Source organism: Nonomuraea sp. NPDC049421, assembly GCF_040677005.1.
GTDB lineage: Bacteria > Actinomycetota > Actinomycetes > Streptosporangiales > Streptosporangiaceae > Nonomuraea > Nonomuraea salmonea.
The window spans coordinates 63,451-85,576 of sequence record NZ_JBFAQA010000006.1; the positions used below are offsets into that span (position 1 = coordinate 63,451).

Sequence of the window (22,126 nt, forward strand, 5' to 3'; positions counted from 1 at the left end):
AAGTGCCGAAAAATTGGGCATTCCGGTGATCGTATTGCTATCCTCGGGGCTTGTCCCGTCCGGGGTTGCCAGCAAGGGACCGACCGGAGTGAGGTGCCATGGGTCGTAGCCGAACGATCCGCATGAAGATCATCGGTCTCCTTCTGGTGCCGCTGGCCTCCATGGTGGTGTTGTGGGGGGTCATCACCGCCGTCACCGCCACCGAGAGCTTGGAGCTGCGTCAGTACAAGACAGTCTGGACGAACCTGCGCCTTCCCGCGTACAAACTGATCAACGAGATTCAGCGTGAACGTCTCGTCTCGGCCCAGCTTCTCAAGAACGCCGCGACCAAGACCGCCCTGGCCACGCAGCGCACGCGCACGGACGCCGCCCGGGAGTCGTTCAGGCAGCTCTCCAGCAACTCCAAGGACAGATCGGAAGAGATCCGCAAACAGGTGGACGCGGTGAACACGGCAATCGACAGGCTCGATGCGATCCGGGGAGAGATCGACACGGGCCTGTCCGACCGTCTGCACACCGTGGAGTCGTTCAACGCGATGATCGACACCCTGTTCGGGCTGCACCGGCGGGTCGCGCTGATCGACGACATCCCGATCTACGAGCAGTCGCGCGTGGTCATCGACATGGGCTACGCCAAGGAGCTGCTGACCAGGGAGCAGGCCATCGGGCTCGGCACGCTGGAGCCGGCCGAGCGGCGGCTGTTCACGCAGATCGTCGGCAACCGGCGCTTCCTGCTCGACCAGGGCCTGGCGGAGCTGGACCCGGAGCTGCGCGACCCCCAGGTGGCCCTCATCACCTCGCCCGCCTACCAGCGGATGCGGATGATGGAGGACCAGATCATCGCGGGCGGGTCGGCCAGGAGCTGGCTGGGCACGACGGAGGTGCTGGCCAGGGCCTTCCACGAGGCGCAGATGCGGGCCAGCACGACGCTCAACCAGCGCGCCGATCCGATCGCGGACCAGGTGCTGGTGCGGGCGCTCGCGCTCGCGGGCACCGCGCTCGTGATGGTGATCGTGTCGATCGCGTTCTCGCTGCGGCTGGGCGACCGGCTGTCGAAGGAGCTGGCCTCGCTGCGGCTGGCCGCCCTCGAGGTGGCCCAGGAGCGGCTGCCGCACGTGGTGGCCAAGCTGCGCAAGGGCGAGAAGGTCGAGATGCCGGAGCTGTCGGTGGCGAGCACCACGGTCGAGATCGACGACGTGGGCCAGGCGTTCTCCACCGTGCAGCAGACCGCGGTCGAGGCCGCGGTCGGGCAGGCGCAGCTCAGCGAGGGCGTCGGGCACGTCTTCCGCAATCTCGCCAGGCGCAGCCAGACGCTGCTGCACCGCCAGCGCATCCAGCTGGCGGACATGCAGCACCGCGCCACCGACCCCGAGCAGCTCGACGACCTGTTCAAGCTCGACCACCTCACCACCCGCATGCGCCGGCACGCCGAGGGCCTGATCATCCTGTCGGGCGCCACGCCGGGGCGCGGGTGGAGCCGCCCGGTGCCGCTGCTCGACGTGGCGCGCGGCGCGGCGGCCGAGGTGGAGGACTACCAGCGTGTCGTCGTCGAGCCGATGCCCGGCCAGCGGCTGGCGGGGCCGGTGGTCGGGGACATGATCCATCTCATCGCCGAACTGATCGAGAACGCCACCGTCTACTCCCCCGCGCACACGTCGGTCATCGTGCGCGGCGAGGCGGCGGCCAGGGGCTTCGCCATCGAGGTGGAGGACCGCGGGTTCGGGATGGAGCCAGAGGAGCTGGCCGAGTACAACGAGCGGCTGGCCAGCCCACCGGAGTTCGACCTGGCCGACAGTGACCGGCTCGGCCTTTTCGTCGTCTCGCGCCTGGCCGCCAGGCATGACATCCGCGTGACGTTGCGCGGTTCACCATATGGAGGGACCACCGCGATCGTGTTGATCCCGGAAGAGCACGTGGCCGAACCCGAACCCGAGGCCGAGGCTCCAAAGAAGGAGCCGGTCCGCCCGATGCGGGTGGTGCGAAGTGACTGAAGAGCGCTGGCTGGACGAGGACGCGGGTCCGATCGTCCCCGCCTATCTGCTGACCAGGGGCCGTACGGTGCCCGCGAGCGAGGCCATCGACCTCATCGCGGTGATCATCACGGCGGGCGGCCTGGCGCCGCCGCGCGGCCTCGACCCCGAACATCTGATCATTCTGCAGAAGTGCACCCAGCCCACCCGGCTCGTGGACGTCGCCGCCGAGCTGAACCTGCCGATCGGCGTGGTCCGGGTCCTGGTCGGCGACCTGCACGCACAGCAGCTCGTGCAGGTCGAGCTGCCGCCGCCCGCGCCGGACGCGAAGGTGCTGCTGGAGGTCATCAGCGGCCTCAAAGCGCTGTGACGGCCGCCTGAACCCCTCACGGGGTCTCAGGCGGCTTCATGCTGCCAGGACGTCCTCGGCCCGGTGACAGGCCACCTGGCGGCCGCCCAGGTCCCGCGGTTCCGGCGCCCGCTCACACTTCTCGACCGCCATCGGGCAGCGCAGCCGGAACGGGCAGCCCGTCGCCGCCGGCACCGCCTCCGTCCGCCCCCTCGCCTGCGGCGGCTCCCCTCCCAGCTTCGGTACGGCGTCGCGCAGCGCCCTGGTGTACGGGTGCGCCGGGCTCTTCAGCAGCTCGGCGGTCGGCCCCGACTCGACCACCCGGCCCGCGAACAGCACGTGCGAGGTCCTGCAGAGCCGCTCGACGACGGCCAAATTGTGGGTGATGAGCAGGCGCTCGGTGTCCAGGGAGGCCAGCAGGTCGAGGACCTTGGCCTGGACGGTGACGTCGAGCGCGCTGGTGGGCTCGTCGAGGATGAGCAGGCGGGGGCCGACGGCCAGGGCGCGGGCGATCACCACGCGCTGGCGCTGGCCGCCGGAGAGCTGGTGGGGGCGGCGGTCGGCCAGGTCGGGGGCGAGGCCGACCTGTTCGAGCAGTTCGCCGACGCGGGCGCGCTCGGCCCGCGGGAGCGCCTCGGCGATCGAGCGGCCGACGCGCATCCTGGGGTCGAGGGCCTCGGCCTGGAAGACGGGCTGGACGTCCTTCCGGAACGCCCTCATGTCCACTTTTTTCAGCGTTTGGTCGCCGTACAAGATATTTCCGGACATGGGGGTGAGGAGGCCGAGGAACGCGCGCGCCAGCGTGGTCTTGCCCGACCCGCTCTCCCCGATCAGCCCCACGCCGCCCTCGGTGATCTCCAGGCTGACGTCGTGGACGACCGGGCGGCGGGCGTACCCGAGTGTCACCCGCTCCGCCCTGAGCACGGGTCCTGTCACGGCAGCGCCTCCAGCAGCTCGCGGGTGTAGGGATGGGACGGCTCGGCCAGCACCCGTGCGGCCGGCCCCGACTCGACCACCGCGCCGTCCTTCATGACGAGCACCCGGTCGGCGATCGTCGAGACCAGGGCGAGGTCGTGGGAGACCAGCAGCAGCGCGAGGCCGCGTTCCGCGCGCAGCCGGCGCAGCACGCCGACCACCTCGGCCTGCACGGTCACGTCGAGCGCGCTGGTGGGCTCGTCGGCGAGGATCACCTCGGCGCCCAGGGCGATGGCGAGCGCGATGGCGAAGCGCTGCGCCTGGCCGCCGGAGACCTCGTGCGGGTAGCGGCGCAGGATCGCGGGGTCGAGCAGCACGGCCTCGACGGCCTCCGCCATGGCCCGCTCGGAGTCGTCGCGGCCGTGCAGCCGCAGCGCGCGGCGCATCAGCGTGCCGAGCCTGGTGGCGGGGCTGAGCGCGGCCTGGGGCGACTGCATCACCAGGGCCGCCCTGGCGCCGCGCAGCTCGCGCAGGGCCTTCTGCGAGGCCGTCATGACGTCCACGCCGCAGACCTTGACCTGGCCCGAGACCTCGGCGTGCTCGGTGAGCCCGAGCAGCGAGAGCAGCGTCGTGGACTTGCCCGAGCCGCTCTCCCCCACGATCGCCACGCACTCCCCGGCGGCGACGTCCAGCTCGGGCACCTCGGCGACCGGCCGGCCGCCGTAGCAGACCCGCAGGTCGCGTACCTCGATCACCTGACCGCCCTCCGCGGGTCGAGCGCGTTGCGCAACCCCTCGCCCAGCACGTTGAACGCGAACGCCGTCACCAGGATCGCGAGCCCTGGGAAGGTGACCACCCACCAGTTCGTGGTGAACAGCGTCTGCCCCTGCTGCACCATCAGCCCCCACTCCGCCGTCGGTTCCTGCGCGCCCAGCCCCAGGTACGACAGCGCCGCCGAGGTCAGGATCACCCCGCCCGCGTCCAGCGAGATCTGCACCAGGACCGGGGTGAGCGAGTTGGGCAGCACGTGCCGCAGCACGATCAGCGGGGCCGGCACGCCGAGGCAGCGGGCGGCGTCCACGTAGGGGCGGGTGGCGATCGAGGCGGCCACGGACGCCGACAGGCGGGTGTACCAGGGCCACCAGGTCGCCGCGATGGCCAGGATGACGGTGTTGACGCTGGGCTGCAGCACGACCGCGAGCGCCAGCGACAGCAGCAGCGCGGGGAAGGCCAGGAAGACGTCCGTGACCCGCATGATCACGTCCCTGATCCAGCCGCCCGCGTAACCGGCGACCACGCCGAGCGTGACGCCGACCGCCGCCGAGACGGCCAGCACCGCCACGGCGATGAACAGCGAGGTGCGACCGCCGTACAGGATCCTGGTGAGCACGTCGCGGCCGACCTGGTCGGTGCCGAACCAGTGCGCGGCGCTCGGCTCCATCAGCCGCTCCAGCGGGCGCGGATCGTCCGCCGGGTACGGCGCCAGCCACGGCGCGAGCACCGCGGCCAGCACGACGAGCACGATGAGCACGGCGCCGAAGGCGGCGAAGCGGTCGGGGACGCGCGGCAGCGTGCGCCGCAGCGGCAGCGCGTCCTGGGTCTGCTCCCGGGTCTGCTCCTTGGCGCTCATCGGGTCCTCGTTCTGGGGTCGACGAAGCCCTGGAGGATGTCCACGACCAGGTTGGCGAGGACGTAAACCAGGGCGACGAGGAGGGTGACGCCCGCGATGGCCGGGGTGTCCAGCGAACGGATCGACTCGGCGGCGTAGCGGCCCAGGCCGGGCCAGTTGAAGACGGCCTCGACGAGGAAGCCGTTGACGATCGCGTACGCGAAGACGAGGGCGATGAGCGACAGCACCGGGTTGAGCGCCGGCCGCAGGGCGAACTTGGTCAGGATGGACGTCTCGCCGAACCCGAGCGCCCGCTCCAGCCTGGCGTGGTCCTGCCCCGACTCCTCGATGAGCGCGGCCCTGGTCATCTGGGCGATGACGCCCGCCGGGTAGGCGGCCACGACCAGGGCGGGCAGCACGAGGTGCTCCAGCGTGCTGGTGAGGATGGGCCAGTTGCCGGTGATGAGGGCGTCGACGGCGGTGATGTTCGTCCAGAGGGTGAGGGGGCTGGTGGTGTCGAGCGAGGAGTCGTACTCGCCGGCGACGGGGAACCAGCCGAGGTTGCTGGCGAAGACGGTCTGGAGCGCCAGGGCCAGCCAGAAGACGGGGACGGAGACGGCCAGCATGCTGCCCAGCCGTACCCCGAAGTCCGGAAATTTCGTCTTGTAGCGGGCGGCGAGCACGCCGAGCGGGATGCCCGCCGCGATCGCCAGCAGCAGCGCCGCCCCCACCAGCTCCAGCGAGGCGGGGAAGGCGAGATAGAGGTCGTCCAGCACCGGCTGCCTGGTGCGCAGACTGATCCCCCAGTCGCCGCTCAGCAGGTCGCCTACGTAGGCCAGCAGCTGCATGGGCAGCGGGTCGTCCAGCCCGAACCGCGCCCGCGCCGCCGCGAGCTGCTCGGGCGTCGCCTTCGGCCCGGCGAAGGCGACCGCCGGATCGCCCGGCACCAGCCGCATGACGACGAACGTGAGCACGACCACGCCGGCCACGACCAGGAGGGCCTGGCCGAGCCGGCGGGCCAGATGGCGGAGCATGGCCTAGCGCTTGAGGTCGTAGAAGAAGACCACGTTGGGATAGGCGGGATTGTCCGTGTATCCCTGGACGTCGGACGACAGCGCGCGCTGGTACGTCTGCACGTACGGCACCGCCACCGCCGCCTCCTCCTGGATGATCTTCCGCTGCAGCTCCTCGTAGGTGTCCATGGCGGCCGACGGGTCGGTCGCGGTCAGCTCGGGCAGCTTGTCGATGGCCGCGTCGATCTCGGCGTTCTTCAGGTAGGACAGGTTGAACTGCGGCTTGTCCGCGCTCTTGAACACGTTGAGGAACCACGAGTAGGCGTCCGGATAGTCCGGGTACCAGTACATGACGAAGACGTCCTGGCCGCGCTTCTTGCCGAGGTCCCACTGCGCGCTCCAGTTCATGGGCTTGGCCTGGAGCGTCACGTTGAGCTTCGCGAGCGTCGAGCTGAGCAGCGTGACCAGCAGCTTCTGGTCCTCGTCGCCGATGCCGTAGGTGAGGCTGAGCTTCAGCTCGGGGTTGTCGGGGCCGTACCCGGCCTCGGCCAGCAGCTCCTGCGCCTTGACGAGGTCCTGCTTGGGCTGCATGTTCTCGGCGTGGCCGAGCAGGCCGGGCGGCACCAGGCCGCTCGCCTTGTGCCCGGCACCCTCCAGCGCCGCCGACAGGCCGTCGTAGTCGATGGCGAGCTGGAGCGCCTGCCTGATCCTGACGTCCTTCGCCGGGCCCTCGGCGGTGTTGAAGAGCACCAGCAGGTTCTGGAACGACTCCGTCTCCGCCACCTGCACGCCCTGCGTGTCGCGCGCCTGGTCGAACAGCTGCGGGTTGAGCCGCTCCACGAAGTTCACCTCGCCGCGCTGCAGCAGCTGCCAGGCGGTGGTGATCTCGGGTGTGACGCGGAAGGTCACCTTCTTGTACTGCTCCGGCTTCCAGCCGCCCCAGTAGTCCTCGAACGCCTTGAGCGTGAGCTCGTTCTCCTTGCCCTTCTGCCAGGAGCCGATCGTGTACGGGCCCGTGCCGGCGGTCTTCTCGCCGTCGGCGTCCACCGCGTCCACGTCGTAGATCCAGGCCGCGTAGCCGGAGGCGGCGACGAGGTCGAGCGGGGCGGCGTACTTGAGGTCGAAGACGACGGTGCTCGGGTCGGGCGTCTCGATCTTCTCGACCGGGTCCCAGATGTAGGCGGCGCCGCCCTTCTTGTCCTTCGTGCGCTCGATGGCCTTCTTGACGGCCTCGGCGTCCATCGTGGCGCCCGAGTGGAACTTGACGCCCTGCCGCAGCGTGAACGTCCACTGCTTGCCGTCGCCCGACGACTTCCACTCGGTGGCGAGGCGCGGCTTTGCCTGCTTGGCCTGCGAGTCGTACCTGGTCAGGCCCTCGTAGATGTTGGACAGCGCGATGATCTCGTTCGAGTAGGAGGTCGCGGGGTCCCAGTCGGTGACCACGTCGTGGTTGGGGGCGTAGACGAACGTGCCGTCGTTGACCTGCCCGCCCGCCGGGGCGCCCGTGCTCGCGCGGGGCTCTGGGGTGCCGCCGGCGCCGCGTACCTGGCCGCCCGCGCACGCCGACGCGGTCAGAGCCAGGACACCGGCCACCCCGGCGACGAACAGTCGCTTGTGCCAGCGCATGGGGGGATCCTTTCGATATTCACCGGGCGAGGGGTCCGGCTGCTTTGACGTGCACCCGCACGGCGGGCTCGGAGAGATAGCTCAGCGGCACCTCGAGAAGGTCCACGATCTCCACCGTGGAGGGGTCGGCCCCGGCCGCCACGGCCCGCGCCCGCGCCTCCTCTTCAGCGCTTTCGATGGCCTGTGTCCGGCTTTCTCCCGCAGGCAAGATCGTATCGACTCTGCCGCTCGCGAGCGCGATGGCGGCCCCCACCGCGTTGGCCACCTCGGCGTGCTCCGGCCTGATCACCCGGCTCACCCCGGGGATCTCGGCGGGCAGCAGGAAAGCGCCGCCGCCCACCGCGACCAGGGGACGGTCCGAGCGGCCGAGCGTCATCCTGTCCACGGCGTCGGCGACCAGCTCGTCGGCGATCGCGACCGCACCCGTCAGCACGTCGTCACCTCGCAGGCGCTCCCGCCAGTCGCCGGCGCCCGGCGGCACGCGGCCCGCCGCGACGGCGGCGTCCGTCATCGTCGCCGTCGTCCCGCCGAACACCAGCGCCTCCGTGGCGATCCGATAGCCCACCGAGTCGGGGCCGAGCCCGCCGGGGCGCACCACGGTGCCGCCGCCTAGCGCGATGGCCAGGATGTCCGGCATGCGGAAGTTGGTGAGCACGCCACCGATCTCGGTCGCCGCCGCCGACTCCCTCGGGAACCCGCCGACGAGCACCCCCAGGTCGGTGGAGGTGCCGCCGACGTCCACGACGATCGCGTCCGACACCCCCGACAGGTACGCGGCGCCGCGCAGCGAGTTCGCCGGGCCCGAGCCGATGGTGGAGACCGGCAGGCGGGCCGCCTGCTCCAGGGTCATCAGGGTGCCGTCGTTCTGCGCCAGGTAAGGGCGTGCGCTCAGCCCGCGCTCGGCCAGCGCCGTGACCAGGGCGTCCGTGACGTGGGCGGCGACGCCGTACAGGGTGGCGTTCAGCACGGTCGCGTTCTCGCGTTCGAGCAGGCCCAGCGAGCCGATCTCGTGGCTCACCGACACCGGCAGCCCGTACTCGGCGGCCACCAGCTCCGCCACCCGCCGCTCATGAGCGTCGTCGGCCGGGCTGAACACGCCGGTGACCGCCACCGCGTCCGCCTCGACGCCGTCGAGAAAGCGGCGCACGGCGTCCAGGTCGAGCGGGCCGATCTCGCGGCCGTCCACGTAGTGGCCGCCCGGCACGATGGCCTCCCCCGCCGAGACGACCTTGCGCAGGTCGTCCGGCCAGTCGGACAGCGGCGGCACCGCCGTGGTGGCGGGCGCGCCGAGCCGCAGCACGGCCACGCGGCCGAGCGCGCGGCGCTCCAGGATCGCGTTCGTGGCGTGCGTGGTGCCCAGCATGACCCGCGTGACGTCGGAGCGGTCCCCGACCTGCCCCAGTACGGCGTCCAGCGCGGCGCGCAGGCCGCCGGTCACCTCGGGGGTGGTCGGCCGCTTGGCCTTGGCGAGCACCCGGCCGTCCGCGTCCAGCACCACGGCGTCGGTGTTCGTGCCGCCGACGTCGATCCCGATGCGCAGGTCAGCCACGCGCGTTCAGCTCCTCAACGGGGACGTAGTCCAGGTCGTATCCGAAGGCACGCGGGCCGGCCGTCTCCAGGCCCTTGCCCGTACGCCAGAGCGGGTCGCAGGGCCAGGCGAGGACCGTCACGCGCTGGCCGTACCTGAGCGCCTCGGTCTGGATCGCGGCGGCCGTCTCGGTGTCCACGACCGTGATGAGGTCGGGCACCATGGCGCGGACGTCGCCCTCCTCGATCGCGACGAGGTTCTCGTTCTGCAGCTCCAGGCTCAGGCGGCGGCCGCGGTCGTCGCCGGTGCCCTCGATGACGGCGGTGCCGCGGACGAAGCCGCCCGTCGTACGCCGCTCGACGTCGGTCAGCTTGCCGGTGATCAGCCTGACCGCGCCCAGACGCGCGCGCAGCGCCTCCAAGGGGTCCGACGCGCCCTGCGTGGCCCTGCCGACCTCCAGGGCGCGGGTCACCGTACCCTCGATGACCGCGCCCCTGGCCGTGGCGCCGGTGAGGATGAAGTCGGCCATCAGCGCGTGCGAGCCCACGGCCACGCAGACGGCCCGCGCGATGCGCTCCGACCAGAGGCCGTCGAGCGGGCGGATGGTGACCACGTTGCCCGCGACGTCCGACATGATCACGATGTCGGCGGGGACGCCCGCGACGTACATGGAGATCATCTGGACCTCGGGGAACGCGCGTCCCATGCCGTCGGCGTCGAGCAGCGGCAGGCCGAGCCGGGCCGCCCAGGCGACCGGCGCGACGCCGTTCGCGCCGCCGATCTCCGACGACATGATCGCGCTCGGCGGGCGGCCGAAGACCCGCTCGACCTCCTCGGCGATGCGTTCGGGCTCGTCCTCGCCGTGGATCATCTCGTGGCTCACGGTCGGGGCGCCGATGCCGGACAGCGGCACCACGAGGGCGTCGTCCGGCAGATCGTCCAAGGTGACGAGCGGGACGGGGCCGTGCTCGCGGATGGCGCGCACCGCGGCCAGCGATCCTGAACGGACGTCGCCCCCGCCGCCGGTGCCGAGCACGGCACAGCCACGGGCGAGAGCCTGGATGTCACTCACATCAATCCTCATTGGCGACACAACCAACCACATGGGCGCACATTTCGCCAGTCCAGCACGTTTCGCATGGGGGAAAACGATCCCCATGCACCGATTCCGTTGTCCTGGTATGTGTGTGAGTGACGAGGGATGGAGGTCCGCATGCGGATTTCGGTGGCCGCCGACAGCAAGGACGGCGTGGCGGAGCGGGTCGTGGCGGAGCTGCGCAGGCGCGGCCACGACGTCGTCACGCACGGCGCGCTCGACGACGACGAGCGCGACGACTGGGCGTGGGCCTGCGAGCTGACCGCGCGCGACGTCGCCGAGGGGCGTGCCGAGCAGGGCGTCGTGTGCTGCTGGACCGGCACGGGGGCGTCGATCGCGGCCAACAAGGTGCCGGGGGTTCGGGCGGCGCTGTGCGTGGACGCGTACACGGCCGGCGGGGCCCGCAGGTGGAACGACGCCAACGTGCTCGCGCTGAGCCTGCGGCTGACCTCGGACGTGGTGCTCGACGAGATCCTCGACGCCTGGTTCGCCGGCCGTCCCAGCGACGACCCCGCCGACCAGGCCAACATCACCCACGTCGGCCGCATCTGACCGGCCGCGGGCGCTGGGATCCGCCGTCGCGGGAGAGGCTCCTCCCCGCATCCTCCGGCCGGGAGGACGGCCGGAGAGGGTCCTGTCGGGAGAGGGTCCTGTCACCGCGGACGCCGGGAAATCGTCGGTCCCTGGCCGTAGGGTGCTGGGCATGACCCTCGTCCTGCTCCGCGGCGGGCTGGTGTGGCGGCCCCGTCAACCGGCCCGTGAGCCCACCGACCTCCTGGTGCGCGACGGGCGCATCGCGCAGGTGGCGCCGCGCATCGAGGCGCCGCCGCGGGCGCGGGTCGTCGACGTCACGGGGCAGGTGGTGCTGCCCGGCCTGGTCGAAGCCCACTGCCACCTCGACAAGACGCTCTACGGCGGCCCCTGGGTGCCCCACTCGGCCGACGACACGCTCGCCGGCCGCATCGGCAACGACCTCGGCCGGCGCGCCGAGCTGGGCGTCCCGAGCGTGCCGCGCGTCAGGGCGCTGCTGGAGCGCATGAGCGCCTTCGGCACCGCCCACGTGCGTACCCACACCGACATCGACCCGCAGGTGGGGCTGCGCGGCGTCGAGGCGGTCCGCGAGGCCGCCGCCGGCCTGCCGATCGACGTGCGCCAGGTCGCCTTCCCGCAGCACGGCGTGCTCACCAACCCCGGCACGGCCGAGCTGCTGGAAGCGGCGCTGAAGAACGGCGTGGAGGCCGTGGGCGGGCTCGACCCGGCGGGCATCGACCGCGACCCTGTGCGCCACCTCGACGTCGTCTTCGGGCTGGCCGAGCGCTACGGCGCCCACCTCGACATCCATCTCCACGACGGCGGCACCTTGGGCGGGTGGGAGCTGGAGCTGATCATCGAGCGCACCCGCGTGCTCGGGCTGGGCGGCCGGGTGGCCGTCAGTCATGCGTACGCGCTGGGGCAGCTCGACGACGCCGCCCAGGGCCGGCTCATCGACGGGCTGGCCGATGCCGGGGTGGCGCTCGTCACCGCGGCGGTCTACAGCTTTCCCGTGCCGCCCGTGAACCGGCTGCGGGCCGCGGGGGTCACGCTCGCGTGCGGGCACGACGGCATCCGCGACCTGTGGGGGCCGTACGGCAGCGGCGACATGCTGGAGCGCGCCATGCATCTCGCCTACCGCAGCACCTTCCGCAGAGACGACGACATCGAGCTGGCTCTTGAGGCCGCCACCACGGGCGGCGCCCGCCTGCTCGGCCTCGGCTCCTACGGCCTGGCCCCCGGCGACCGCGCCGACCTGGTCGTGGTGCCGTGCGGGAGCGCGGCGGAGGCCGTGGTCGTTCACCCTGCGCGCACTCTGGTCATGAAGGACGGCGTCGTCCTGCACAATTGACCGGCGGGACCATCGAAAGGCAGGCAAGTGCTCTCTATTCACCAGCGGATCGCCGCAGAGCTCGGCGTGCGCGACGGCCAGGTGCAGGCGGCCGTCGAGCTGCTCGACGGCGGTGCGACCGTGCCGTTCATCGCGCGATACCGCAAAGAGGCCACCGGCGCTCTCGACGACGCGCAGCTGCGCACGCTGGAGGAGCGGCTGCGCTACCTGCGCGAGCTCGAGGAGCGCAGGACGGCGATCCTGGAGTCCATCGAGTCCCAGGGCAAGCTCGACGACGAGCTGCGCGAGCAGATCATGGCGGCCGAGACCAAGGCCAGGCTCGAGGACATCTACCTGCCCTACAAGCCCAAGCGGCGCACCAAGGCGCAGATCGCCCGCGAGCTGGGGCTCGAGCCGCTGGCCGACAAGCTGCTCGCCGACCCCTCGCTCGACCCCGCCGCCACCGCCGAGGGCTTCGTCACCGAGGGCGTCGCCGACGCGGGCGCGGCACTCGAAGGCGCGCGGGCCATCCTCATCGAGCGCTTCGCGGAGGACGCCGACCTCATCGGCGGCCTGCGCGAGCAGCTGTGGACCCGCGGCCGGCTGGTGTCGAAGGTCCGCGAGGGCAAGGAGGAGGCGGGGGCCAAGTTCGCCGACTACTTCGAGTTCGGCGAGCCGTTCCCCAAGCTGCCCTCCCACCGCATCCTCGCCATGTTCAGGGGCGAGAAGGAGGAGATTCTCTCCGTCACCCTTGAGCCCGACGACAGCCCCGACTACGAGATGCGCATCGCCGCCAGGTTCGGCATCTCCGACCAGGGGCGTCCGGCCGACAAGTGGCTCAATGAGACCGTGCGCTGGGCCTGGCGCACCCGCATCCTCGTCCACCTGGGCATCGACCTGCGCATGCGGCTGTGGCAGGCCGCCGAGGACGAAGCGGTGCGGGTCTTCGCCGCCAACCTGCGCGACCTGCTGCTCGCCGCACCGGCCGGCGCGCGGCCGACCATGGGGCTCGACCCCGGCCTGCGCACCGGCGTCAAGGTCGCGGTCGTCGACGCCACCGGCAAGGTCGTCGAAACCGCCACCATCTACCCCCACGAGCCCAAGCGGCAGTGGGACCAGTCGCTGGCGGTGCTCGGCGCGCTCGCCCAGCGCCACGGCGTCGAGCTGATCGCCATCGGCAACGGCACGGCCTCCCGCGAGACCGACAAGCTGGCCGGCGAGCTGGTCAAGCACATGCCGGGGCTCACCAAGATCGTCGTGTCCGAGGCCGGCGCGTCCGTCTACTCCGCCTCCCCCTACGCCTCGCAGGAGCTGCCCGAGCTCGACGTGTCGCTGCGCGGTGCCGTCTCCATCGCGCGGCGGCTGCAGGACCCGCTGGCCGAGCTGGTCAAGATCGACCCCAAGTCCATCGGGGTCGGCCAATACCAGCACGACCTCGCCGAGTCCAAGCTGTCCCGCTCGCTCGACGCCGTCGTCGAAGACTGCGTCAACGCGGTCGGCGTCGACGTCAACACCGCCTCGGCCCCGCTGCTCACCCGCGTGTCCGGCATCGGCTCCACGCTCGCCGAGAGCATCGTGCGCCACCGCGACGCCAACGGCCCCTTCCGCACCCGCTCCGCGCTCAAGAGCGTGCCGCGGCTCGGGCCCAAGGCGTTCGAGCAGTGCGCGGGCTTCCTGCGCATCAGGGGCGGCGACGACCCGCTCGACGTCTCCGCCGTGCACCCCGAGTCCTACCCGGTGGTGCGCCGCATCCTGACCTCGGCCAAGGCCGACCTCAAGTCGCTGATCGGCAACACGGCGGCGCTGCGCTCGCTCGACCCGCGCGCGTTCACCGACGACACCTTCGGCCTGCCGACCGTCACCGACATCCTGCGCGAGCTGGAAAAGCCCGGGCGCGACCCGCGTCCCGCCTTCAAGACGGCCACCTTCAAGGAGGGCGTCGAAAAGCTGTCCGACCTGACGGCCGGCATGATCCTTGAGGGCGTGGTCACCAACGTGGCGGCGTTCGGCGCGTTCGTCGACATCGGCGTCCACCAGGACGGCCTCGTCCACGTCTCGGCCATGTCCCGCACGTTCGTCTCCGACCCGCGCGACGTGGTCAAGCCGGGCGACATCGTCCGTGTGAAGGTCCTGGGGGTCGACATCCCCCGCAAGCGCATCTCCCTGACCTTGCGCCTGGAAGACGAGACCACCCAGGAAGGCACCGACACCCCCCGCAGGGGCACCGGCCGCCAGGGCCCCCGCGACGGTTCCCGCGGCGACGGCGGCCGCGGCGACGGATCTCGCGGCGCCGGCGGCCGCGGCGAGGGTGGCCGTGGCAACGGCGGACGTGGCGACAGCGGCCGCGGAGATGGGGGCCGCGGCCAGGGCTCGCGTGGCGAGGGCGGCCGCGGCGACGGAAGCCGCGGACAGGGCGGCGGACAGGGCGGCGGACAGGGCGGCGGACAGGGCGGCGGACAGGGCGGACGCGGCCAGGGCGGCAACGGCGGCGGACGCGGACGCGGTGACGGAGGCCGCGGCGGCCAGCGCCGCCAGGACCGCCCAGCCCCGACGGGCGCCATGGCCGAAGCTTTGAGAAAGGCCGGCCTCGGCGGCGACTCCCGCTGACAACAAACGGCGGTCCCGCCCCAAGCCCACACCAGGACCGGGACCGCCACCACGCAGCCCCCCCACCAACCCCCACCCACACCTACACCCACACCCGCGCTCGTACCTGCGCCCGCGCTCATGCCCGCGCTCGGGCTCGGGCTCGGGCTCGCGCCCGCGCTCGGGCTCGGGCTCGGGCTCGGGCCCCGTTCACTGCCACGCAGGGACCCGCCCGACCCCAACCCCCACCCGCGCTCGTAGTCGGCGCGTGCTCGTGCTCGTGCTCGTGCTCGCGCCGAATGCACCCAACGCAGGACCCGCCCGGCCTCAACCCAGTTGGGTGGGGCTGAGCTTTCTCGGCTGGGGGCGAACGTGGGGCTGGGCGGGATGGTGGGAAGGGGCGTGGCGATACGGTTCAAGGATGAGCAGCACTGCGTTCGATACGGCGATCACCCAGGCTCGCGACCTGCTCAGGTGGCGCTCTCCCTTGCGTACCGAGCTTTGGGCGGCCAGGCTCACGGCCGGGCTGGAGGGGTCGGGGCAGGTGGAGGAGTTTTTGCGGCGGGCGGCCGAGGACGGTGGGATGGAGGCACGTCTTGCTCTGGCTGCTCTTGCCGCAGTCAACCGCCCCATCGACGCCCCTGCCTGGGGTGACGAGGGCGAGGGCGCGACTTCGCCTGGCTACGAGGCCGAGGGTTCGGTGTCTTCTGCTGGTGAGGGTGAGGGCTCCGGAGATTCGGCGGGAGGCGCTGAGGGCGCTTCGGTCGTGAGTGGGGTTCATGCGGTGGCTGGGCGTGGGGTGGCCGACACTTTGGCCGGGTGGGTGCGGCGGATGGGGCGGGTGCGGTGCGAGGGCGGCTGGTACGGGAAGGCCGATCCCTACGGCGAGCAGGTGCTGGCGGTGCTGTCGTTCCGGTACGACAACGGCAAGGAGCCGCACATCCTCGTCGTCGGCATCGACCAGCCCAGCGGCGGCCTGGCGGTGGACGCGCTGGTGGAGGAGGCGAAGTTCCTCGACGAGCTGGATCTGCGGCCGACGCCTCCCGAGAGCGTGGCGGCCAGGATGCTGGATGCGTTCGCGCTCACCGACCGCGTCATGGGGGCGCAGGTGGCCGACACCCTGCCGGAGGTGCGGCCGTTCGCGATCACGCGGGCCCGCACCGTACTGGAAGGGGCACGCCTTCGCGATACCGGATCGGCTGCTGGCCCACAGCATGATGTGTCCGGCTCCGGAACGGGTCTGCCTGGCGAAACGACCGACATCATTGAGACGGCGGCACCCGCCGTAACTACCGGCTCGGCTGGAGTGGCGGGAGAGCCTGGGCCGATGCCGGAGGGGCCCGGCGCGCGGGAGGCGTTCGAGGTGTTGATGGCGTTCGTCGGGGAGCGGACGTTGTGGTGGAGTCCGGCGCGGGTGTCGCAGTTCCTGACGCAGTGGCTGCCTCGGGAGGCCATCCTGTCCGAGGCGGCGATCGAGGCGATGCCCGAGGTGGTGCGGGCCTGGACGATGCGTCAGGGCGGCCACTCGGCCGTGTTGCGGCAGATCGACCACGATGCTCCGCGCCTGCCGGCTCTCATGGCGGACGAGTCCCTCGCCTCGCTCAACAAGCGCCTCGCTCTGGCCGCCCGGGAGGGTTAGCCCATCAGGGGACTGTCCTTGCATGACAGGGCAGTGTGGGCAATCAAGTAAGCCGACCGAACGGGGTGGGCAAACGAGTAAGCCGGCCGGACGGGGTGGGCAATTACGTAAGCCGGCCGGACGGGGTGGGCAGTCGGAAGGCTGGCAGGGCGGCTTGGGCGGTCAGAAGGCGTAGCGGATGGTGCAATAAGGCAGGCGGGCGTTGATGAGGTCGGTGAGGGCTGCGACGTAGCGGCCCTTGTGGCCGGTGCGGTATCGGACGTTCCAGCCGCCCGTCTGGGAGCGTTTCGGCTGCTGGAGGTCCGGGCGCCACAGCACTTCCTCGGCCTTCGGGTGCCAGCCCAGGTTGACCTCGTGCAGGCGGTCGTTGTGGGTCAGGAAGATGATCTCGGCGGCGAGCTGGGCGCGGGCCTCGGGGCTGAGGGCGTCGTCCAGGTGGGTGAGGAGTTCGGCCCAGTCGTCGAGCCACCCCTCCCGTACGACGACAGGGCTGAAGTTGACGTGCACCTCGTACCCGGCGGCCACGAAGTCGTTGATGGCCCCGATGCGGTCGGCGACGGGCGAGGTGCGGATGTCGAGCAGCTTGGAGTCGGCCGCCGGCATGAGGCTGAACCGCACCCGGGTGCCGCCGCGCGGGTCCCAGGAGAGCAGGTCGCGGTTGACGTACTTGGTGGCGAAGCTGGCCTTGGCGTTGGGCAGCCGCCCGAAGAGGTCCACCAGGTCGCGTACGTTGTCGGAGATGGTGGCGTCGACCGAGCAGTCGGAGTTCTCGCCGATGTCGTAGACCCAGTCGCGCGGATCGACCTGGTCGGGCTCGGGTTTGACGCCCTGCCGCCCGGCGTGGCGTTCGAGGTAGCCGAGGATCTTGTCGATGTTGGCGAAGACGGTGATCGGGTTGCTGTAGCCCTTGCGGCGCGGCACGTAGCAGTAGGCGCAGGCCATGGCGCAGCCGTTGGCGGTGGACGGCGCGATGAAGTCGGACGAGCGGCCGTTGGGCCGGGCGGTGAGCGACTTCTTGACGCCGAGCACGAGCGACTCGGTCTTGATGCGCACCCAGCGGCTGACGTTGGTCTCGTCGCCGTACAGCTCGGGGATGCGGTGGTGGCTTTCGACCTCGATCAGCTCGGCCCCGGGGAAGCGGGCGAGGATCTCCTGCCCTCGCGGCAGCTCGGCTGCGGCCGGTTCGAGGTAAATGCGGCGGATATCCAGCAAAGAGTTACTGATCGTGATTGTCATCTCACTTCCAGGTTACCCGGGCTGGTCCACTGGACAGGCGTACGCGGTCCTGGAGGCGAGCTGCCAGGTCAGGACGGCGGCGCCGCAGCGGCGGCAGTGCTCGCGCTTGTAGACCCAGCGCTCGTCGGGCGCCGCCGGGTCGCTCACCACCTGCCCCGCGTCGCGTCCCAGGGCCATGTACGTCCGCGCCGCCTCCCACAGCCGCCCGGCCGTGGCGGCGTCCAGGTCGCGGGCCCCGGGGTGCAGCCCGGTCAGGAACAGCAGCTCCGCCCGCCACGCGTTGCCGACGCCCGCCCACACCCTCTGATCGAGCACGGCCGCGCCCACCGGCCCGCGGAACGCCCGCAGCCGCCGTACCGCCTCCTCCTCCGGGGCGTCGTCGCGCAGCGGGTCGGGGCCGAGCGAGGTGCGCAGCGCGGCGACGCCGTCCGCGTCGAGCTGCTCGCACGTGGAGGGGGCGATGAGGTCGTACGCGACGTCGTCCGTGGCCAGCCGCAGGCGGGTGCCCGCCCGGGGCGGGGCGCCGGGGTCGGGGTAGCGCAGGAAGATGCCGCGCATGCCGAGGTGCACGTGGACGGCCGGGGCGCCGTCGAAGTGGTAGAGCAGGTGCTTGCCCAGCGCCTCGACCGACCGCAGCGTCCGCCCGTCGTACGGCCTGGCGTCGAAGCGCCCCTGTGGCCCGGCCGCGCGCACCACCCGCCCGCCCAGGTCGGCGTGCTGTTCGCGGGCGTGGCGGTGGGTCAGATGTCCTTCCGGCATGCCGGAGTGCCTACCCGGATCCCGGCCTCGCCGCGCCGGGCAGGCGGGCGCGCTGACCGGCTGCGCCGGACGAGCGGGTGAGCTGGTCCTCCGCGCTGGACAGCAGCATGTCCAGGGCTGTCGGGTAGGCGCTGTCGTTCATGCGGGCCACCAGCAGGGGCGCGGTGGCGGCGATGTGGGGGTGGGTGGCGGCGGGAAGGCGGGCGTACGTGTCGCGCCAGACCTCCTCGTCGGCCTCGCGAGCCGCCGGGGGCAGGGCCAGGGTGGCGGCATCGAGGATGGAGAATGCCAGGCTTTGGTCAATGAAAGCGTGATAAATCCGGACCGCGTCCTCATCCCCGAACCCCGCCCCCCGCAGGACCCCCAGGATCATCTCGTCCCCCGCCACCTCGTTGGGCCGCCCCGTGACCCGCGACGCGGTCAGCAGCGCCGCCTGCGGATGCGCCAGATAGGCGTGGTGGATGCGCAGCCCCAGCTCCCGCAGGTCGCCCCGCCAGTCACCGGTCGGCTCGAACCGGTTGACGGCGTGCCCGAACAGCTCATCCGCGATCGCCAGCACCAGGTCGTCCATGCCGCGGAAGTACCGATAAACGGTGCTCGCGTCGGCACCGAGCGCCAGCCCGAGCCGGCGCGCGGTGAGCCCGGCGGCGCCGTGCTCGTGCAACATGCGCAGCGCGGTCGCGACGATGAGCCCGTGCGTGAGCACCTGTCCCTGTTTGGTGGGACGCCGCCGCCGGCGCGCCGTCTCAGGCACCACCCGCTTGGCCATCCAGCACTCTCCTTATGCCAACGCCATTGACGTTGTTCAGCGTACGGGCATTGGATGAGCGGACACACCCCCAAAAAAAGCTGTTAAAAGGGGATCTTTCGTCATGCGTATCCTTCTCGTAGGAGCCGGCGGCGTCGGCACCGCCATCACCCGGATCGCCGCCCGCCGCCCGTTCTTCGACCACATGGTGGTCGCCGACTACGACCTCCCCCGCGCCAAGGCCGCCGTCGCCGCCCTCGGCGACGCGGCCGCCAGGTTCACCCCGGCCAGGATCGACGCCGCCGACACCCGCTCCGTCACCGGCCTGCTCGCCGAGCACCGCTGCGACGTGCTGCTCAACGCCACCGACCCGCGTTTCGTGCTGCCGCTGTTCGACGCCGCGCTCGCCGCGGGTGCCGATTACCTCGACATGGCGATGTCGATGTCCAGGCCGCACCCGGAGCGCCCGTACGAGGAGGTCGGCGTCAAGCTGGGCGACGAGCAGTTCGCCAGGGCGGGCGCGTGGACCGAGCGCGGCAGGCTGGCCCTGGTGGGCATGGGGGTGGAGCCGGGCCTGGCCGACGTGTTCGCCCGCTACGCCGCCGACGAGCTGTTCGACGAGATCGAGGAGATCGGCATCAGGGACGGCGGCAACCTGACCGTCGAGGGCTACGAGTTCGCGCCGTCGTTCTCGATCTGGACCACGATCGAGGAGTGCCTCAACCCGCCGCTGATCTACGAGAAGGACCGCGGCTGGTACACCACCGAGCCGTTCAGCGAGCCCGAGGTCTTCGACTTCCCCGGCGGGATCGGCCCCGTGGAGTGCGTGAACGTCGAGCACGAGGAGGTCGTGCTGGTGCCGCGGTGGATCCCGGCGCGGCGGGTGACGTTCAAGTACGGCCTGGGCGAGGAGTTCATCGGCGCGCTGAAGACGCTGCACGCGATCGGCGTGGACAGCACGGACCCGGTCGAGGTGCGCACCGGGGACGGCACGGTCGAGGTGTCGCCGCGCGACGTGGTGGCCGCCGTGCTGCCCGACCCGGCCGGGCTGGGCGAGCGCATGCACGGCAAGACGTGCGCGGGCACGTGGGTCAAGGGCGTCAAGGACGGGCGGCCGCGCGAGGTGTACCTGTACCACGTGGTGGACAACCAGTGGACGATGCGCGAGTACGGCAGCCAGGCCGTCGTCTGGCAGACCGCGGTCAACCCGGTGATCGCCCTGGAACTGCTGGCCGAGGGGGTCTGGAAGGGCACGGGCGTGCTCGGGCCCGAGGCGTTCGAGCCGCGCCCGTTCCTGGACCTGCTGGTCGCGTACGGCTCACCGTGGGGCATGCGCGAGCAGTGAGGGGGCCGGGCGACGGCACAGAAGCGGGACGTTGGATCATAAAGGGGCCTCGACCCGTACCTGGGAGGAAGACCCCTTGAGCATCGCCGACGACCCCGACCGCGCACCGGCCCGCTCCCACCTGTACGCCATGGGCCTGTCGGAGGAGGAGATGCGCCGCCCCGTGGTGGGCATCGCCTCCACCTGGACCGGCACCATGCCCTGCAACCTCAACCACCGCGACCTGGCCGAACACGTGGCGGAGGGGGTGCGCGCGGCGGGCGGGCTGCCGATGGAGTTCAACACGATCGCCGTCTCCGACAACCTCACGATGCACACGCCCGGCATGCGCACGTCGCTGATCAGCCGCGAGGTGATCGCCGACTCGATCGAGCTGATGGGACGGGCCCACCAGTTCGACGCGCTGGTGGCCATCGTGGGCTGCGACAAGACCGTACCGGCCGCGATCATGGCGCTGGCCCGGCTGGACGTGCCGTCGGTGGTCCTCTACAGCGGCAGCATGATGCCGGGCCGCTGGCGGGGACGTGACGTGACGATCCAGGACATGTGGGAGGCGCTCGGCGAGCGCGAGGTGGGCCGCCTCGACCAGGCCGACCTGGACGACCTGGCCAGGCACGCCTGCCCCGGCGCGGGCACCTGCGCCGCCCAGTACACCGCCAACACCATGGGCGCGGTCGCCGACTTCCTGGGCCTCGCGCCGTTCGGGATCGGCGACATCCCGGCGGTGGCGGAGGAGAAGAACGCGGCGGCCCGCCGCATCGGCGAGATCGCCATGGACGCACTGGCCCGCGACGCCCGCCCGTCGCGGGTGCTCACCGCCGACGCGCTGCACAACGCGATCGTCTCGGTGGCGGCCATGGGCGGCTCCACGAACGCGGTGCTGCACCTGCTGGCGATCGCCCGCGAGGCGGGACTGCCGCTGGAGATCGACCGCATCGGCGAGGTCTGCCGCGAGGTGCCGATCATCACCGGGCTCAAGCCGAGCGGCGGCGACGCCACGGCGCTCGACCTGTGGCGGGCCGGCGGCACGTCGCTGGTGGTGCGCCGGCTGCTGGAGGCGGGGCTGCTGCGCGAGAACGTCACGCTGGTGGACGGCCGCACGCTGCCCCAGGTGGCCGAGGCCGCGGTGGAGACTCCGGGCCAGCGGGTGGTGGCGAGCGCGGACCAGCCGTTCAAGAAGCGCGGCGCGCTGGCCATCCTGCGCGGCTCGCTGGCGCCCGACGGGGCGGTGCTCAAGCTGGGCGGCAAGGACGACTTCCGGCACGAGGGCCCGGCGAAGGTGTTCGACTCGGAGAACGACTGCTACGTCGCGATCCAGGAGGGCCGCATCGTGCCGGGCGACGTCATCGTGGTCAGGTACGAGGGCCCGGCGGGCGGCCCCGGCATGCGCGAGATGCTGTCGATCACCGGGCCGCTGGTCGGCCGGGGTCTCGGCACCTCGGTGGCGCTGGTGACCGACGGCCGGTTCAGCGGCGTCTCGCACGGCCTGGTGATCGGGCACGTGGCGCCGGAGGCGTACCACGGCGGGCCGATCGCGCTCGTGCAGGACGGCGACCCGGTGGTGATCGACAGCGCGGCCGGCACGCTCGACGTGCTGGTGCCGGAGGACGAGCTGGCCCGGCGCAGGGCCGCGTGGCGGCGACCCGAGCGGGAGGTCGAGCGCGGCGTCCTGACCAAGTACGTCGCCTCGGTCCGCTCGGCCTCGGACGGCGCGGTCACCGCCTGAACCAGGAGGGTGGGGGCACGCCCCGGGGACCGGGCAGCCGCCCGGGACGGCTATGCTGCGCAGTGACGTTTCGCGTGCCCTCACCTGAATGGAGACCTGCCCGATGATGAAGGAGTTCGC

At 71.8% G+C, this 22,126-nt stretch carries 18 protein-coding genes; 8 read left to right on the top strand and 10 right to left on the bottom strand.

The window, feature by feature from the left end:
* Nucleotides 1-122 precede the first annotated feature (122 nt).
* Both AB0K18_RS12405 and AB0K18_RS12410 read left to right on the top strand, forming a co-directional pair.
* A complete protein-coding gene (locus AB0K18_RS12405; RefSeq protein ID WP_364913779.1) occupies nt 123-1,991 on the top strand; it encodes a nitrate- and nitrite sensing domain-containing protein in 1,869 nt (622 codons plus the stop codon).
* A complete protein-coding gene (locus AB0K18_RS12410) occupies nt 1,984-2,340 on the top strand; it encodes a DUF742 domain-containing protein (protein WP_106249159.1) in 357 nt (118 codons plus the stop codon). Before AB0K18_RS12405 ends, AB0K18_RS12410 begins: the two co-directional genes overlap by 8 nt.
* A 36-nt stretch (nt 2,341-2,376) precedes the next feature.
* Here AB0K18_RS12410 and AB0K18_RS12415 read toward each other — a convergent pair whose 3' ends face one another.
* The 7 genes from AB0K18_RS12415 to AB0K18_RS12445 are packed head-to-tail and all read right to left on the bottom strand — an operon-like array spanning nt 2,377 to nt 10,082.
* Entirely contained in the window at nt 2,377-3,255 is an 879-nt protein-coding gene (locus AB0K18_RS12415; protein ID WP_364913782.1) for an ABC transporter ATP-binding protein, read from the bottom strand.
* Nucleotides 3,252-3,989 carry an ATP-binding cassette domain-containing protein gene (locus AB0K18_RS12420; protein ID WP_364913785.1) on the bottom strand — a complete coding sequence of 246 codons (738 nt, stop codon included), beginning with the start codon at nt 3,987-3,989 and terminating at the stop codon, nt 3,252-3,254. Before AB0K18_RS12420 ends, AB0K18_RS12415 begins: the two co-directional genes overlap by 4 nt.
* Nucleotides 3,986-4,864, bottom strand: a complete 879-nt coding sequence (locus AB0K18_RS12425) for an ABC transporter permease (RefSeq protein ID WP_364913787.1) — start codon at nt 4,862-4,864, stop codon at nt 3,986-3,988. The genes AB0K18_RS12420 and AB0K18_RS12425 overlap by 4 nt, the downstream gene beginning before the upstream one ends.
* The gene (locus AB0K18_RS12430) at nt 4,861-5,877 is read right to left on the bottom strand and encodes an ABC transporter permease (protein ID WP_364913790.1); all 1,017 of its coding nucleotides are present in this window, start codon (nt 5,875-5,877) and stop codon (nt 4,861-4,863) included. Before AB0K18_RS12430 ends, AB0K18_RS12425 begins: the two co-directional genes overlap by 4 nt.
* 3 nt (nt 5,878-5,880) lie before the next feature.
* Entirely contained in the window at nt 5,881-7,482 is a 1,602-nt protein-coding gene (locus AB0K18_RS12435; RefSeq protein WP_364913793.1) for an ABC transporter substrate-binding protein, read from the bottom strand.
* Nucleotides 7,483-7,501: 19 nt separating this feature from the next.
* Nucleotides 7,502-9,031: a hydantoinase/oxoprolinase family protein gene (locus tag AB0K18_RS12440; RefSeq protein WP_364913795.1), complete on the bottom strand. Its 1,530-nt coding sequence runs from the start codon at nt 9,029-9,031 to the stop codon at nt 7,502-7,504.
* Nucleotides 9,024-10,082, bottom strand: a complete 1,059-nt coding sequence (locus AB0K18_RS12445) for a DUF917 domain-containing protein (protein ID WP_364913798.1) — start codon at nt 10,080-10,082, stop codon at nt 9,024-9,026. Before AB0K18_RS12445 ends, AB0K18_RS12440 begins: the two co-directional genes overlap by 8 nt.
* Nucleotides 10,083-10,223: 141 nt before the next feature.
* Here AB0K18_RS12445 and AB0K18_RS12450 point away from each other — a divergent pair, with 141 nt between their 5' ends.
* The 4 genes from AB0K18_RS12450 to AB0K18_RS12465 all read left to right on the top strand — a co-directional run bounded on the left by AB0K18_RS12450 (nt 10,224) and on the right by AB0K18_RS12465 (nt 16,192).
* A complete protein-coding gene (locus AB0K18_RS12450; protein WP_364913801.1) occupies nt 10,224-10,658 on the top strand; it encodes an RpiB/LacA/LacB family sugar-phosphate isomerase in 435 nt (144 codons plus the stop codon).
* A gap of 151 nt (nt 10,659-10,809) precedes the next feature.
* Nucleotides 10,810-11,988 (top strand): amidohydrolase, encoded by a 1,179-nt coding sequence (locus tag AB0K18_RS12455; protein ID WP_364913804.1) that lies wholly within the window; start codon nt 10,810-10,812, stop codon nt 11,986-11,988.
* Between the two features lie 27 nt (nt 11,989-12,015).
* Nucleotides 12,016-14,574 carry a Tex family protein gene (locus AB0K18_RS12460; protein ID WP_364913807.1) on the top strand — a complete coding sequence of 853 codons (2,559 nt, stop codon included), beginning with the start codon at nt 12,016-12,018 and terminating at the stop codon, nt 14,572-14,574.
* Nucleotides 14,575-14,974: 400 nt separating this feature from the next.
* On the top strand, nt 14,975-16,192 hold the full coding sequence (locus tag AB0K18_RS12465) for a hypothetical protein (protein ID WP_364913808.1): 1,218 nt from the start codon (nt 14,975-14,977) through the stop codon (nt 16,190-16,192).
* A 162-nt stretch (nt 16,193-16,354) separates the two neighbouring features.
* On the opposite strand, the gene AB0K18_RS12470 is transcribed toward AB0K18_RS12465, so the two are convergent.
* The 3 genes from AB0K18_RS12470 to AB0K18_RS12480 are packed head-to-tail and all read right to left on the bottom strand — an operon-like array spanning nt 16,355 to nt 18,956.
* Nucleotides 16,355-17,428: a spore photoproduct lyase family protein gene (locus AB0K18_RS12470; protein ID WP_364913811.1), complete on the bottom strand. Its 1,074-nt coding sequence runs from the start codon at nt 17,426-17,428 to the stop codon at nt 16,355-16,357.
* A 12-nt stretch (nt 17,429-17,440) separates the two neighbouring features.
* A complete protein-coding gene (locus tag AB0K18_RS12475; RefSeq protein ID WP_364913814.1) occupies nt 17,441-18,187 on the bottom strand; it encodes a DNA-formamidopyrimidine glycosylase family protein in 747 nt (248 codons plus the stop codon).
* A gap of 10 nt (nt 18,188-18,197) precedes the next feature.
* Nucleotides 18,198-18,956: a TetR/AcrR family transcriptional regulator gene (locus tag AB0K18_RS12480; protein WP_364913817.1), complete on the bottom strand. Its 759-nt coding sequence runs from the start codon at nt 18,954-18,956 to the stop codon at nt 18,198-18,200.
* Nucleotides 18,957-19,059: 103 nt separating this feature from the next.
* Between AB0K18_RS12480 and AB0K18_RS12485 the strand changes: the two genes are divergently transcribed.
* The gene (locus AB0K18_RS12485) at nt 19,060-20,280 is read left to right on the top strand and encodes a saccharopine dehydrogenase C-terminal domain-containing protein (RefSeq protein WP_364913820.1); all 1,221 of its coding nucleotides are present in this window, start codon (nt 19,060-19,062) and stop codon (nt 20,278-20,280) included.
* A gap of 76 nt (nt 20,281-20,356) precedes the next feature.
* Nucleotides 20,357-22,006: a dihydroxy-acid dehydratase gene (gene ilvD / locus AB0K18_RS12490; RefSeq protein ID WP_364913823.1), complete on the top strand. Its 1,650-nt coding sequence runs from the start codon at nt 20,357-20,359 to the stop codon at nt 22,004-22,006.
* The last annotated feature ends 120 nt before the right edge of the window (nt 22,007-22,126 follow it).

Excerpts from the sequence above, each read along its gene's own strand:
- AB0K18_RS12480 (WP_364913817.1), bottom strand. The coding sequence starts at position 18,956 with ATGGCCAAGCGGGTGGTGCCTGAGACGGCGCGCCGGCGGCGGCGTCCC.
- AB0K18_RS12465 (WP_364913808.1), top strand. The coding sequence starts at position 14,975 with ATGAGCAGCACTGCGTTCGATACGGCGATCACCCAGGCTCGCGACCTG.
- AB0K18_RS12470 (WP_364913811.1), bottom strand. The coding sequence starts at position 17,428 with ATGACAATCACGATCAGTAACTCTTTGCTGGATATCCGCCGCATTTAC.
- AB0K18_RS12475 (WP_364913814.1), bottom strand. The coding sequence starts at position 18,187 with ATGCCGGAAGGACATCTGACCCACCGCCACGCCCGCGAACAGCACGCC.
- AB0K18_RS12430 (WP_364913790.1), bottom strand. The coding sequence starts at position 5,877 with ATGCTCCGCCATCTGGCCCGCCGGCTCGGCCAGGCCCTCCTGGTCGTG.
- AB0K18_RS12425 (WP_364913787.1), bottom strand. The coding sequence starts at position 4,864 with ATGAGCGCCAAGGAGCAGACCCGGGAGCAGACCCAGGACGCGCTGCCG.
- AB0K18_RS12455 (WP_364913804.1), top strand. The coding sequence starts at position 10,810 with ATGACCCTCGTCCTGCTCCGCGGCGGGCTGGTGTGGCGGCCCCGTCAA.
- AB0K18_RS12485 (WP_364913820.1), top strand. The coding sequence starts at position 19,060 with ATGCGTATCCTTCTCGTAGGAGCCGGCGGCGTCGGCACCGCCATCACC.
- AB0K18_RS12450 (WP_364913801.1), top strand. The coding sequence starts at position 10,224 with ATGCGGATTTCGGTGGCCGCCGACAGCAAGGACGGCGTGGCGGAGCGG.
- AB0K18_RS12435 (WP_364913793.1), bottom strand. The coding sequence starts at position 7,482 with ATGCGCTGGCACAAGCGACTGTTCGTCGCCGGGGTGGCCGGTGTCCTG.
- AB0K18_RS12405 (WP_364913779.1), top strand. The coding sequence starts at position 123 with ATGAAGATCATCGGTCTCCTTCTGGTGCCGCTGGCCTCCATGGTGGTG.